The following is a 12,920-nucleotide window of genomic DNA, read 5'->3' on the forward strand; positions in this document are numbered from 1 at the left end:
GAATGGACTATTTAGAGAAAATTAGGGTTATAGCAAGCAAATTAAGAAATAATGGTTACATATCTGAATGTGAGATCATTGAATCACTTAGAGACGCATCTTCTACTGGTTCAGAACTACTGATGACTGTAACTCATGAACTATTATCATTTGCAAATGCTTCTTTTGAGTTGAAAAGTTTGATTGGAGCGGACGCAAATGAATTGAAAGATTTTTGTTGGTCCATTGGATTAGAGGTTAAATAGCGGTAGTATATCAAATGTGTGAGTGAATAATTATCTTTTTGGAAATTAACGATAATTCATAAATTAAAAATAATAAAACTGGTTAAACGGGTGGTATGTAAATACCACCCGTTTTGTTTTGGTATAAAATTAAGAGTATAACTAACTGAAAATAAAGGTTATTTAACTAGTAATGTGTGCCACACTGTGCCACTTGTGCCACGTGTTTCATGCGTTTCGTGGCACACCCTAGTTTCCAGCGTTAGGGATAGCAGCGGATACCGGCCCCGTGGCTAATGCCTGTGCAGTATGAGCGGATAGCCCGCCCGAAGGGAACGCCCAAAAACTGCGTGGAGAACGCGGTATCAAAAGCAGTAGAAAGCGGTTTAGCCGATTATGATGCCTATATAGCGCTGCAGCGGCAAAACTTTATGACCAGCTATATCAATACCTGCAGCCTCGCCAAGGCTAACGCCAATATGGTAGGCGTGCAGCAGGAATACCATTATACGCTGTATTATTATGATCAGGCGGATAATTTGGCGCGCACCATACCGCCCGAGGGGGTTACGCTGGTTAACCCTAACCTGTTTAGCTATATTGACCATGTGCGCGATGTGGATACGGCGACGGTAAGCTATAGCTATAACGGCCCGGAAACAGCATCCAGTCTGCCTGCGGCATTGACCACCCTTTCAGCTACCCTGTCGGCCACAACAGGCGCGGTAGAAATGTGGCTGTATAATGCCAGCCTGAACCATTACCATTGGGTAGAGGTAACGCCTGATCAGAAATATCTTTTCCAGTTAGGGATTGCGGGCAGCACGCTTAACATTGACGTTTATCCGCTTAAGTCGCCAAACGCTACGACCGTGCAGCTGATGCCCACAACGGGGCATTACCAGGCGGATATCAGTGCTGCATTGCCTTTGTATCCATTTACGCATGTAGTGTTCCAGGGGAGCTCGCTGGGATCAGGAACAACGCTGCCGCAGATTTATCTGAACGGGCAGGCGCTGACGGTCAGCACCAGCGGGACACCGGGACCATTCGGTTTTACGATTAAGGTGGGCAGCAGCGTGATCATTTATCCCGACAGTAACCAGAGCCTGAAACACATGCGGCTGTACAACCATCTGCTGAGTCCGGCAACGATAGCTGCGGATGCCGCCAATAACTATTTTTCAGCAACAGACCTGAGCTACACCGGCTGGTACCGCTTTAATATACCGGCGCCGGGCACGCCGCCAACCACTGTTAATGGTACGAGTGATGAAACGACCAATGTGGATCTCTACCCCGGCCACGTACTGCCGACCAGCTATACCTATAATGCGACCAACCAGGTGACCACGCAACAGTCGCCGGATGGGGGCACGAACCGTTTCTGGTACGATCTGCTGAGCAGACTGGTGATTTCGCAGAACGACAAACAATTGGCAGCGAATAATTACAGCTATACGCAGTACGATTCGATCGGGAGGATAACAGAGGTAGGGCAGAAGAACTATATGGGCAGCACACTGGGCAGCCCGGATTATTTGAGCAATGCCACGATAACAGCGTTTAACACGGCAGGTGCTAACAGCCAGATCACCGATACGTATTATGACAACCCGGTACCAACAGTCAGCGGCAATACCAACGGTATAGCCACGCTGCCGGGGCAAAGCAACCTGAGGAAAAGAGTAGCAGCCAGCACCTACACCGAAACCCAGGGCAGCCCGGTACTGCGGGCGACCTATTACAATTACGATATCGACGGCAATGTAAAGACGCTATGGCAGCAGGTAGACGGGATCTACCAAAACAGCACCAACACGGGCTTAAAACGGATAGACTATGAATACGACCTGGTGAGCGGTAAGGTAAACTTTGTACGCTACCAGGACGGGCAACCCGACGCATTTTACTACCAGTATAACTATGATGCCGATAACCGGCTGACCAAGGCCTGGAGCAGCACCACGGCCATGGTGGACACCACCACGGGCAGCTACCTGCCCAAAACCACGGCCAAACAGGACGCCGCCTATTACTACTACCTGCACGGCCCGCTGCGCCGGATGGAGCTGGGTGACAGCACGACGAAGGTACAGGGCGTAGACTATGCCTATACCTTACAGGGATGGCTGAAGGGGGTGAATAGCACCTCGGGCACAGCGGCGCTGGATATGGGACAGGACGGGGCTACAGTAGCACGTGATGCCTACGGTTATTCATTAGGTTATTATACTAACGACTACAACCCGATCGGCGGCTCAGGCTACGCTGCCTTTGCCTTAAAATACACCGCAGCAACGGGCGACATTACCGGGCAAAGTTTGTACAATGGCAACATCAGCAATGCCACGCTGGCTATCAACCAACTAGGCACAACAGTAGGCTACACCTATCACTACGATCAGCTGAACAGATTAAAGAAAATGCGGCAGCATACCGGTATTAGTGGCACCAGCTGGGACAGGAGCAGCATAACCTTAAATTACCAGGAAAACGCTATGTATGATGGCAATGGTAATATACTCACCTACGGAAGGAACGGTGCAGCACCAACGGCCCAAACCATTGATAGCCTGACCTACAATTACCCAAAAACCAGCGGCAGGTTAAGCAGTAACCGCCTGCAAAACATCAATGACGCGATAGCCAACAGCAATTACACCGGCGACCTGACCAACCAAACCAATGCCACCAATTACCGCTATGATGCGATAGGCAACCTAATCTACGATGCCCAATCTAATATAACAGGTAACGACGGAACCAACGCCATTACCTGGAGTGTTTACGGTAAGATACAAAGTATCTATAAAACCACTGGTACGATCAGCTATACTTACGACCCATCGGGACAAAGGGTAAGTAAGATGGCAAACGGCTTAACTACTTACTATATCAGAGATGCGCAGGGCAATACCCTGGCCATCTACGATAACGCCCATAGTAATTTAAACTGGAAGGAACAGCAACTCTATGGTTCATCCAGACTTGGCCTATGGACACCGAATGAAAACTTAAGCAGCAATAACGCAACAGCCATCTGGGATACTACAGGCAGCAAACAATATGAGCTGACCAATCATTTGGGCAACGTGTTAGAAACAATTACCGATAAACGCCTGCAGCACACTACTGATAATTCGAATATTGATTATTATCTTGCAGATGTTTCCACGGCACAGGATTATTACCCATTTGGTATGCTGATGCCGGGCAGGCAATATTCGTTCTTTAATGTATATAGGTACGGCTTTAACGGTAAAGAGAATGATAATGAGGTAAAGGGGGTTGGAGATGAAATCGATTACGGGAATAGAATCTACGACCCGAGGGTGGGGCGGTTTCCAAGCATTGATCTGTTGCAACACCAATATGCTGGGCTGACACCTTATCAGTTTGCTTCGAATAGTCCAATAGCTGATATCGATCTAGATGGTTTAGAAAAATATTACTATTTATTCGACGTAAACAAAAAGAATGGCATAACAAGTTTAAAAACGGTTGTCCAAACCAATGAGTCAAGTGGTTGGGATTCATTCAAAGGTATTTTTCATTTGCCATCGGGTGACCCCGCTGAAGAGTATGAACGGCTGAAGGATTTTAGTGGTGATGTGATTAAAGGTATAAAAAGAACCTTTGTATTAATTACACCATATGGTTATACAGTGCCTTTTGGCTCAGAAAAAGCATTAAGAGCGTTTGATTATTCAACTTATGATAAAAAGACACTTGATCTGCATGCAATGTATATTCAAACCGGTATATTGGCAACCCCAGCTGAATTGCCGAGCGGATTGAACTCTGTGGAGACAACAACAGAGGGGGAATTATTGATCGAGGGTAAATTGATACAACAATCTAATGATGAAATAGCCAATGTCAGACCTACACCTTATCAATCAGAAAAAGACCTTGTTCCCGCAGATGCAGCACCTCAAGTCGCCTTTAAAAATGGAAAACCGGTTAGTTCCCGGACAGTGGGGAGTGTGAGACCGGATGGATATAATACTTCAGAAGCCATATCAACTGAAATAAAGAATTATAATGTGAGTACTCAGCAAGGAAGAACAAGTTTGGTAAATAATGTAGTAAAACAAGTGCGTCAAAGACTGTCAAATCTTCCAAGAGGCTCAACGCAAAATATTATTATTGACACAAGAGGACAAGAAGTGAATCAATCAATTTTGAATAATATAAAAAATCGTATAACTACACAAGCTGGTAGTCAAAACGTTAATGTCATGTTTAAAACGAACTAATATGTTAGATCAAATCAATACTTATAAGCTAGATTGGGATCCAATAACAGTTGATGGTTATAATGAAAATAATAATGTGGTTACAATGGTTTTTAATTGTAATATTACAACTGAAAGTAAATATCAAGAGGTTGTCAAATATGTCGTTGGTCGGACTCTTTGGTGTAGTTATAATCTCCCCTCCAAAGCAATAATTACACTGTCATTTGATATTAGAGGACAAGGAGTAATAATGACTAAATCAAATATGTTTAAATTGGAATTGCTAGAAAAGATTAACGTTTTTCAAATCGATAACCAGATTATAATTGATTTTTTAAGATAATATGGCGCTTATTAACATTCTTGCTAAGACTACTAAAAGCATTAATTGGGATGAATTTCTTAAAAATTATTGGAGCTTAAACGTATCTACCGTTGAAGTATTTCCTATCCCAAAAGAGTTGGGATTTGACTATGATAGCGTTGGAATTAGTGTCCATGCAGGTTATGCCGATAGAAGTGTCGTGATATCCGAAATAGAACATTTAGTTACTTTTTTTAGATCGGAACCCTATAATTTGAAATTTATAGAATTATATGATGGTGTAGAAGTTCTTCCTGAAAATGTTATCATATTAATTAATAAATTATTACCGCCCTGAGGGGATAATTTATCCCGCGTTTCCCGAATCTACAGGCCATGATTGTGCATAGCTTCAGTTACAGCTAAATATACATGATACAAATAGCTCCGTCCAAAGCTCACAGGACATGGGCCGCGACTCCTTGCCAATCCCAAGGGATGCCTACGGCTACAGCCTGTATTATTATACTGCCGATTACACGCCTATCGGCGGTACAAACCCATTCTCCACTGCCCCGGCAGGCCTTAGCACGTTTAATTCATTGTATAATGGCAACATAGCTGCCATGAGTACGAACATAACGAAGCTAACCGACCCATGGCACTATTATACCTATAGATACGATCAGCTCAACAGGTTGAAAGGTACCAGCGTTTACAAGGCAGGCAGCATGGCCACCCCGGTAACTGACTATCAGGAAAACTTTACATATGATGGTAATGGCAATATCCTCACGGCCATGCGCAACGCAGGCGCTGCCATTGCGATGGATAACCTGACCTACAGATACAACCATAACACCAGCGGCAGGCTCACCAATAACGAACTGAACTATATAACTGATGCCGTAACCACCCACAACTGGCCCTACGGACTGAACAACCAAAGTATAAATAACTATACCTATGATGCCATCGGCAATATGACGGCAGACGTAGCCGATACCATCAGCAATATCAACTGGACAGTTTATAACAAGATCCAAAGCCTGACCAACAGCAAAGGCACGATTACTTACACCTATGACCCATCCGGCCAAAGGGTAAGCAAAACACTAAATGGCATCACCACCTGGTACATCAGGGATGCGCAAGGTAATACCCTCGCATTATATGACAATAAGCACAGTGCCATTAATTGGAAAGAGCAGGACCTGTATGGCTCATCACGGCTAGGCATGTGGCAACCCGGCGTAACGTTAAGCACTAACAACGCGCAAGCAGTATGGGATACCACAGGCAGTAAGCAGTATGAGTTAAGCAACCATTTAGGCAATGTATTGGTTACCATCAGCGATAAACGGGTACAGCACAGCAGCAATGGCACAGCCATAGACTATTTTGATGCCGACATAGCCACCGCGCAGGAATACTATGCCTTTGGCGGCTTAATGCCGGGCAGGACTTATGTACAGGCCAGTAATTACCGTTATGGGTTTAATGGGAAGGAGAATGATAATGATGTGAAGGGAACCGGGAATCAGATTGATTATGGGATGAGGATATATGATCCGAGGGTAGGAAAATTTTTGAGCGTGGATCCACTTGAGGAATCATATTCTTGGAATAGTTCTTATGCCTTTGCTGAAAATCAACCGATATGGGCAATAGATTTAGATGGACTAGAAAAAATAACTATTCATCAAGCAACATTTGCTCCATTTGATTATTTTGGTAACATTTTCCCATTTCAGAAACCGTATAAAGGAGACGGAAACAGAGGCTTCAACACATTACCAGAGGGCAAAAATAATACATCACGAATATATTCAATTACAAAAATAGATTTGGCAACTTCTCAACAAATAGGAGAAACAGTAGTACATAGTTTCCCATCAATTGGTCCTAAAAACTTTTATGGCAAAAATGGCTCAACACAAGCAAGTCCTAACGAATTTACTATTGTAGACAATCAATTTGGAGAAACAGTGGTATCAGTTAATATTACTGGTCATGATGGGCGAATAGATAATTTGTTAGCCCCCGATATTAGCTGGACAGGAAATTATATATTTGATACACAAACTAAAGGGGCTATCGAAGTAAAATCAAATGTTCTAGGTAAGGGATTTCCAGCATACCAAGATTATATTGAAGATTCAAAAGGGCAAAAAGTATTATTAAATACTTATGCCCCGCCATCAAAAGATGCAATTATGAATTTACTTTATAATAGTGGAAAAGGAGATTATGGAGGTACTGATATTAAAATTGGCGTGAACGCAAAAGGTAACTTTACGGGTACTTTAGAAGTTAAGGAGAGAAGTAACGTTCCTTTTTTAAAAGCTATATTTACTGGAAAATTGTATGAATGGAAAAAATATACAATTGAAGATTGGAATAAAAAACAAAGTAGTAAGCCGGCAGTACAACCCACAACGAATTAGTATGAAAATAGAAAAGAAACTTATAATGATTTTTTTACCTGTATTTTTATTTAGTTGTACTAAAGATATGGAAAAAGAGACATGGATTGTGCCATGTGGATATACTGGAACACTAACAGTGTATTTTAATAGTAAAGTAGCACAGCATTCTGAAAATCGAATATATAAGTTCAACAACAAAGGAGTATATTATACCAATTTAAATTCTAATGAAGGTTTTACTACTGATTTTAACCAAACGCTTAATATTTTAATTGATTGTAATGGTCATTATCAAAAAATATCATTTTTTGATAATGATAATCCCGACACATCAAAATTAATTTCTGGTCAAAAATATGCAACTTATTTTTTGACTGGGAAAGATGGTTTATTTAACGAAAGTTTGTCAATATTGACAAAAAAATGAAATAATTTACTTTGGGTAATGTATCAAATGTGTGGGTGAATAATCATCTATTTGAAAATCAACTATAATCTATAAATTTAAAATAAGAAATCGATTAAAAGGGTGGTATTTAATACCACCCTTTTTGTTTTAGTGTGAAATTGAGATTATAACTAGCTGAAAACAAGGGATATTTAACTATTGCTGTGTGCCACACTGTGCCACGTGTTCCACCTGTTTCATATGTGTCGTGGCACACCCCGCGTTAGTGATAGCAGCGGTACCGGCCTCGCGCCTAATGCCTGTAGGCGTATGAGCGGATAGCACGGGCCGGAGGCAACGCCCAAAACATAAACATCCACTTACACCGGCTGGTACCGCTTTAACATACCCGCGCCGGGCGTTCCGCCAACCACGGTTAATGGTACGAGTGGTAATGTATCAAATATGTGGGTAAATAGCCATCTGTTTGAAAATCAAAGATAATTTATAAATTTTAAATAAGAAAACTTGTTTAGCGGGTGGTATGTAAATACCCCCCGTTTTGTTTAAGTGTGAAATTTAGAGCGTAACTAATTGATAAATGAATAGGTGTAATAAAAGTGTGGTTAATCCTTTGTGTAATGGTTGTAATGGGTTAACCATAAAACATGGGTTAGTGCATTGCAGGCAACGTTATCGGTGTAAGAATTGTAAAAGAACACAAATGGGCTTATATAAGAATAATGCATGCAGTCTATTTATCAACAATAAAATAGTCAATTATATAAAAGAAGGATGCGGTATAAGGAGCATTGCCAGGTTATTGCAAATTTCTACAAGTACAGTGCTTCGTCGGATTAAAGATATTGCTAATTGTATTAAAAAGCCTCTAATGAGAAGTGGTCGGATATTTGAAGTTGACGAGCTACGTACTTATATCGGCAATAAAAATAAAGAGTGCTGGGTAATTTATGCTTTGGATAAGGAGACCGGGCAGGTGGCTGATTTAAAAGTTGGGAGGCGAACAAAAACAAATGTGAAAAGAGTTATCGATACGCTTTTGATAGCGAAATGCAAACAGATATATACAGACGGGCTAGGATTGTACCAGCAAATACTTCCTACAACTATTCATAAAGTAAAGCGTTACGGTACTAATAAAATAGAGCGCAAAAACCTAAGTCTGCGTACGCACCTTAAGCGATTGAACAGAAGATCTATTTGCTATTCAAAAAAAGCAGTTATGTTGGAGGCTTGTTTGAAAATATACTTCTGGTATGATGGTTGCCAATTTGCTTTACCTTGATTTATTTATAAAGAATAAAATCCTGGATACCCGCGTAACAAAGACTTTTTTATTGCAAAAACATTCATTATATTTGTGTAACAAGTTCATTGACTATTATTTATACGGATAAACAGGCTACAAAGCCACCAAATAAGAACACATTAAATGTGCCCTATTCGGTGCCCGTTCCTGTTTGTTTTCGATATAACATATTGAATATTATAGATTTAAATGGCCGGTTCATCATCATGCCATCCCGACAGTTTTCGCCATATGGAGTAAAGACTTGAAATTTCTGCGTAAAAAAGCCATCCCTGAATAGGGATGGCTTTTTTATTATAATTTAATAAAAATTGGACCATAATTTATATAAAATGAGCAGGTTATATAACGCCAGCCCTCTCGTTACATTAAGATTCGCAACCCGAATATGATCCTTATAAAACTTAAGGAGCTGGACAAGCTAACATGGATACAGTCGTCTCGCAATAAGGGAGGAAGTCTTGCGAAAAATATGTATGGATATTAAAGTTCCCTACCTGTGTGTCGAATGTTTGTTCTTTTTGATCGGGGCTTATTTTGTCGAAACCATTCAAAATGAACGATAAAAGATTAGCTAAGGGCGACCCCGACACCAGATTTATCAATTTATTTTTAATAGTATCTTTACTATTTGATGTGTTATTCATCAGGCCAACAGAAAATACTACGTTAAATAAATTAGGCGTTGGTTTATAATCTTTGTATAGATCGATTTTGTAGGTGGACAGATTTAACTCTTTCTTTTTTGCCGTCAATAACGAATCTATCAATTTTAGCTTCGTTTCGGTGGTTTTATAATAAATACTATCGCTCGATAATAAAAGTGAGTCAATTGAAGGCATTATCAGCCTAAAAAAGTTATATTCAAAAGATACCCCATTACCGGGGGTAATCGATTTTCCCAAAAAGCGGAAATCTTTTGAAAGTTGAATATATATCGTGTTGTATTTAGGAAGCCCGATAAACCGGTCATAAATAATGCTTTGCGAATAAGGGATATAGCCGGTTTGAAAAAAAAGCTCTTTATATTTTTCGCTTTGGTATGCCAATTGGTAGTTGTTATAAAGATTATTAGTTATGTAGCCCTTTCCTCCCAATTCCCATACTTCCGAACTGTCACATTCTAATCCGATCCTTTCACCCAGACTCTTTAATATAGTGTTCTTATAATTTGAATCCAGATATGATCTGTCGTACTCAAATAAATCTAGTTCCAATATGTTATAATAAACAGAGTAATGATTTGAGTTGTCTTTAAAAAAATCTAACGTACACCGGGGCGCATCCCTTCCAGATCCAATAGTAAATATATAGTATTGTTCCAGAGAGGTATCTGTTTCCACCAGATCTTTTCTAAAATCTAATTGGCTAATGAATTTATCAGCAAAGGCCTTAATTGAAGAGGTCGAATCATTGCCTATTCCACTCTTTGCAACCTTGAGAAACGAACTTAAAGTCTTGAGGATTCGTTTTTCTTTTAAATGAAATAGACTTTTGCTAAATACGCTGTTTGTAAAAAGACATATAAGCAAGCCAATTACGCACATCGTTTTAACTGTTATGCGAATATAAATTGCCAAATATTTTTCGGGGATCTTGAACATGACTTTACAGTTACAGAAAGGCGACAATAAAAACAATTGGTTTGTTGCTGGTAATTTCAAAAACTATTAAGCGTGCTTTTTGCTTAGGCAGTTAACTGTTTGAATTTAATGTTAAAATCAAATGCCAAGCATACACTTAGCATTTGACATTTATATTAACAGTTAAATCCAAGATTTACCCATCCATTGCATCCGCATTTATTTTGATACCCACCTATACAAATTTGATCGCCTTGATAATAAGTTGATCCTCCGTAGGTACATTGGCAGTCCCTTGGTTGTATTTTTGGAGCTGAAGCAGCGTATCCGCCACAAATATTGTAACAAGAATAGCCATTAGAGTTATCTTTAACAGAAACATTCCCAAAGCTATCCTCACAACAACATTGATTGCTTGGATTGTAGCAACCGTTGCCGCATGGTTGAAATCCCTGCGGGCATCCTAATGGCCTGGAAGGGTGCCCTGTGTTAGCGCCGCCTCTCAATGGTTCATCATGTGCATGAGGATTTTTCGCCTTACTAATAGCATTTTCAATCAAGTCAGTGATTTTTACAGAGGCATCATTAACAAAAATTACTTCTACTACTTTGTGCCTTTTACCACAGCAAAAATGTCGCAACTCCGTTGGGATGATACTTTCAATTAGATTTTTATTGACAATAAGCGAAGAGTCACAGCTGCACCCTCCACTTTCGTCAATCCAGGGAGTTAGTTTTACCTTCGTGTCATCGCCTGGCACTAATTCAATTGTGCAAAGAAAATTGCCAGTTGTTTGTTCATTCAAGAACTCTTCAAGAGTGATTTTTTGTTTCATTGTAAAAAGTTTTATGTTATGTTTAATTTGTTACCCCCATACAGCAGACTTGTATTTCCATTGGGTGTGAGCCAATCCAGCAAGCCATAGTTATAGATAATGGCGTACTTCTAAGAACATAGAATCTATCGGGCGAACCCTGGAGATTATTCCAGGTAAAAGACCCTTCGCTATCAGGGCCCGTATCTATTAGATGCGGAGTTGGTGTTCCGACAAGATGCCAGCCCGAAGTAACTGAAACTGTCAATTCATAATATTTGAACCATGAATTAGCAAACTCCCGATATACGTTGGGATTGTACTCTTCTCCAGGACTCCAGTTATGCAAATTGTCCGTTGTTATTGATGATCCATAATAAATTTTACTGTCCTCTGGCGTAAGTTTCAATGCTTTCATTTTCTTTGTCGATTTAAGTTATGATACTAGATATATATTCAGATAAAAGGATTTTTAACATAAACAGCATATTATTGATAACGGTAGGTTGTGAAGTAGCACCCATTCCGCTAAGTTGTTTTAGTAAATCTAGGTAAATAGGTAAGGGGGTAGTGACCGTTAAAACACCCATTATCAGAGATGTTTTAACGGTAGTTAGTTCGCCGGTTTCTTCAGTTCTGCACCGGTTCGAAAGTTGTCCTATCAAGAAATGGTTTTCGATTTACGCCTATCGGATAAATAGCTATATTAATTTAAAGCTTTTTAAGAACGTAAAAGACACTTTGAGGTGCTACGCGGTGTAGCTTATGTGTTGCATGGTATTGCAAATTCCAGTAAAAGAGTTTTGATAACCATTTATCTAACAGTATATAGCTTTTAAATGTATATATCGGGGAGTTTGAAAGATTGATCCATATACGCTGAAAAAACGCCGTCATGGTAAAGCACAAACCCTCGTTTATAATTTGTAAAGGGTATTTTGCTAAAATATCCCTGAAAATATTTAAGGGGATACCTCTTTCATGAATTGTTAAGCCGGGTCGCGGCTTTGTCCAGTCGCCCATAGAAATAATAGGCTCTCGGATCAATATATAGCCGTCCTTTTTGGTAACACGGTACAGTTCTGCGATTACGTAAGAAATATTAGGGATATGGTGAAGCGTTCCTAGTGAGGTTACCAGGTCAAAGTAATTATCGGGGTAATTAATAGTTCCTGAAATTGCGGGTGCTATATAAACAGGCTTGATGTTGCCTACCCTTTCCGATCGTAGCTGATCAGATGGTTCAATAATATATAAGTTGTTGATCTGGTCAATAATTACTTCAAACTCATGCCCCCATGCTGCTCCCAGCCCAAGTACATTATTAAAATGTTTGCCTTTTAAATAATTAAAGCCATGCAGCTTATTTAAAGCGTGGTAACCGTACCAGTATGTCTCAGTATTTTTATTGCCGAGATTAGCATAAGCTTCCTTTTCCTGGTTGTACCAGTTTTCTATCTCATCAATTGTAAAATCGTCGCCGTATAATGATTTCCCGTTTAGGTATGGGTTCATAAAGTTATTTAATGGCATTACGCCGCTTCGAACCAAAACGCTGGGTAAAAGGGGAAAGAAATAATATTGATTTTCTGTTAATGGAATG

Annotated in this window: 11 protein-coding genes; 7 read left to right on the forward strand and 4 right to left on the reverse strand. The window is 40.1% G+C overall.

The window, feature by feature from the left end; all coding sequences use genetic code 11:
- Positions 1-2: 2 nt before the first annotated feature.
- From BLU33_RS00675 to BLU33_RS00705, 7 genes are all read left to right on the forward strand, one after another.
- On the forward strand, positions 3-245 hold the full coding sequence (locus BLU33_RS00675; protein WP_091367739.1) for a hypothetical protein: 243 nt from the start codon (positions 3-5) through the stop codon (positions 243-245).
- A 275-nt stretch (positions 246-520) separates the two neighbouring features.
- Positions 521-4,486, forward strand: coding sequence for an RHS repeat domain-containing protein (locus tag BLU33_RS00680; RefSeq protein ID WP_091367741.1), 3,966 nt, complete (start codon positions 521-523; stop codon positions 4,484-4,486).
- 1 nt (position 4,487) lies between these two features.
- Positions 4,488-4,811 carry a hypothetical protein gene (locus tag BLU33_RS00685; protein ID WP_091367743.1) on the forward strand — a complete coding sequence of 108 codons (324 nt, stop codon included), beginning with the start codon at positions 4,488-4,490 and terminating at the stop codon, positions 4,809-4,811.
- A gap of 1 nt (position 4,812) precedes the next feature.
- Entirely contained in the window at positions 4,813-5,130 is a 318-nt protein-coding gene (locus BLU33_RS00690; protein ID WP_091367745.1) for a hypothetical protein, read from the forward strand.
- 109 nt (positions 5,131-5,239) lie between these two features.
- Positions 5,240-7,219, forward strand: a complete 1,980-nt coding sequence (locus BLU33_RS00695; protein WP_091367747.1) for an RHS repeat domain-containing protein — start codon at positions 5,240-5,242, stop codon at positions 7,217-7,219.
- A 1-nt stretch (position 7,220) separates the two neighbouring features.
- Positions 7,221-7,628: a DUF6843 domain-containing protein gene (locus tag BLU33_RS00700; protein WP_091367749.1), complete on the forward strand. Its 408-nt coding sequence runs from the start codon at positions 7,221-7,223 to the stop codon at positions 7,626-7,628.
- A gap of 562 nt (positions 7,629-8,190) precedes the next feature.
- On the forward strand, positions 8,191-8,895 hold the full coding sequence (locus tag BLU33_RS00705) for an IS1 family transposase (protein ID WP_091367751.1): 705 nt from the start codon (positions 8,191-8,193) through the stop codon (positions 8,893-8,895).
- A gap of 428 nt (positions 8,896-9,323) precedes the next feature.
- Here BLU33_RS00705 and BLU33_RS00710 read toward each other — a convergent pair whose 3' ends face one another.
- From BLU33_RS00710 to BLU33_RS00720, 4 genes are all read right to left on the reverse strand, one after another.
- Positions 9,324-10,583, reverse strand: coding sequence for a hypothetical protein (locus BLU33_RS00710; protein ID WP_172829197.1), 1,260 nt, complete (start codon positions 10,581-10,583; stop codon positions 9,324-9,326).
- Positions 10,584-10,678: 95 nt separating this feature from the next.
- The gene (locus BLU33_RS00715; RefSeq protein WP_091367756.1) at positions 10,679-11,338 is read right to left on the reverse strand and encodes a hypothetical protein; all 660 of its coding nucleotides are present in this window, start codon (positions 11,336-11,338) and stop codon (positions 10,679-10,681) included.
- A 22-nt stretch (positions 11,339-11,360) separates the two neighbouring features.
- Positions 11,361-11,735 (reverse strand): hypothetical protein, encoded by a 375-nt coding sequence (locus BLU33_RS24960; RefSeq protein ID WP_157682009.1) that lies wholly within the window; start codon positions 11,733-11,735, stop codon positions 11,361-11,363.
- 293 nt (positions 11,736-12,028) lie between these two features.
- Positions 12,029-12,832, reverse strand: a complete 804-nt coding sequence (locus BLU33_RS00720) for a class I SAM-dependent methyltransferase (protein WP_157682010.1) — start codon at positions 12,830-12,832, stop codon at positions 12,029-12,031.
- Between the last annotated feature and the right edge of the window lie 88 nt (positions 12,833-12,920).

Origin of the sequence: Mucilaginibacter mallensis (genome assembly GCF_900105165.1) — a bacterium.
In the GTDB taxonomy this organism is placed as follows: Bacteria; Bacteroidota; Bacteroidia; order Sphingobacteriales; family Sphingobacteriaceae; genus Mucilaginibacter; species Mucilaginibacter mallensis.

Bases quoted from the DNA above. Each gene is read 5' to 3' on its own strand.
- BLU33_RS00675 (WP_091367739.1), top strand. From the start codon at position 3: ATGGACTATTTAGAGAAAATTAGGGTTATAGCAAGCAAATTAAGAAAT.
- BLU33_RS00680 (WP_091367741.1), top strand. From the start codon at position 521: ATGCCTGTGCAGTATGAGCGGATAGCCCGCCCGAAGGGAACGCCCAAA.
- BLU33_RS00685 (WP_091367743.1), top strand. From the start codon at position 4,488: ATGTTAGATCAAATCAATACTTATAAGCTAGATTGGGATCCAATAACA.
- BLU33_RS00690 (WP_091367745.1), top strand. From the start codon at position 4,813: ATGGCGCTTATTAACATTCTTGCTAAGACTACTAAAAGCATTAATTGG.
- BLU33_RS00695 (WP_091367747.1), top strand. From the start codon at position 5,240: ATGGGCCGCGACTCCTTGCCAATCCCAAGGGATGCCTACGGCTACAGC.
- BLU33_RS00700 (WP_091367749.1), top strand. From the start codon at position 7,221: ATGAAAATAGAAAAGAAACTTATAATGATTTTTTTACCTGTATTTTTA.
- BLU33_RS00705 (WP_091367751.1), top strand. From the start codon at position 8,191: ATGAATAGGTGTAATAAAAGTGTGGTTAATCCTTTGTGTAATGGTTGT.
- BLU33_RS00715 (WP_091367756.1), bottom strand. From the start codon at position 11,338: ATGAAACAAAAAATCACTCTTGAAGAGTTCTTGAATGAACAAACAACT.
- BLU33_RS24960 (WP_157682009.1), bottom strand. From the start codon at position 11,735: ATGAAAGCATTGAAACTTACGCCAGAGGACAGTAAAATTTATTATGGA.
- BLU33_RS00720 (WP_157682010.1), bottom strand. From the start codon at position 12,832: ATGAACCCATACCTAAACGGGAAATCATTATACGGCGACGATTTTACA.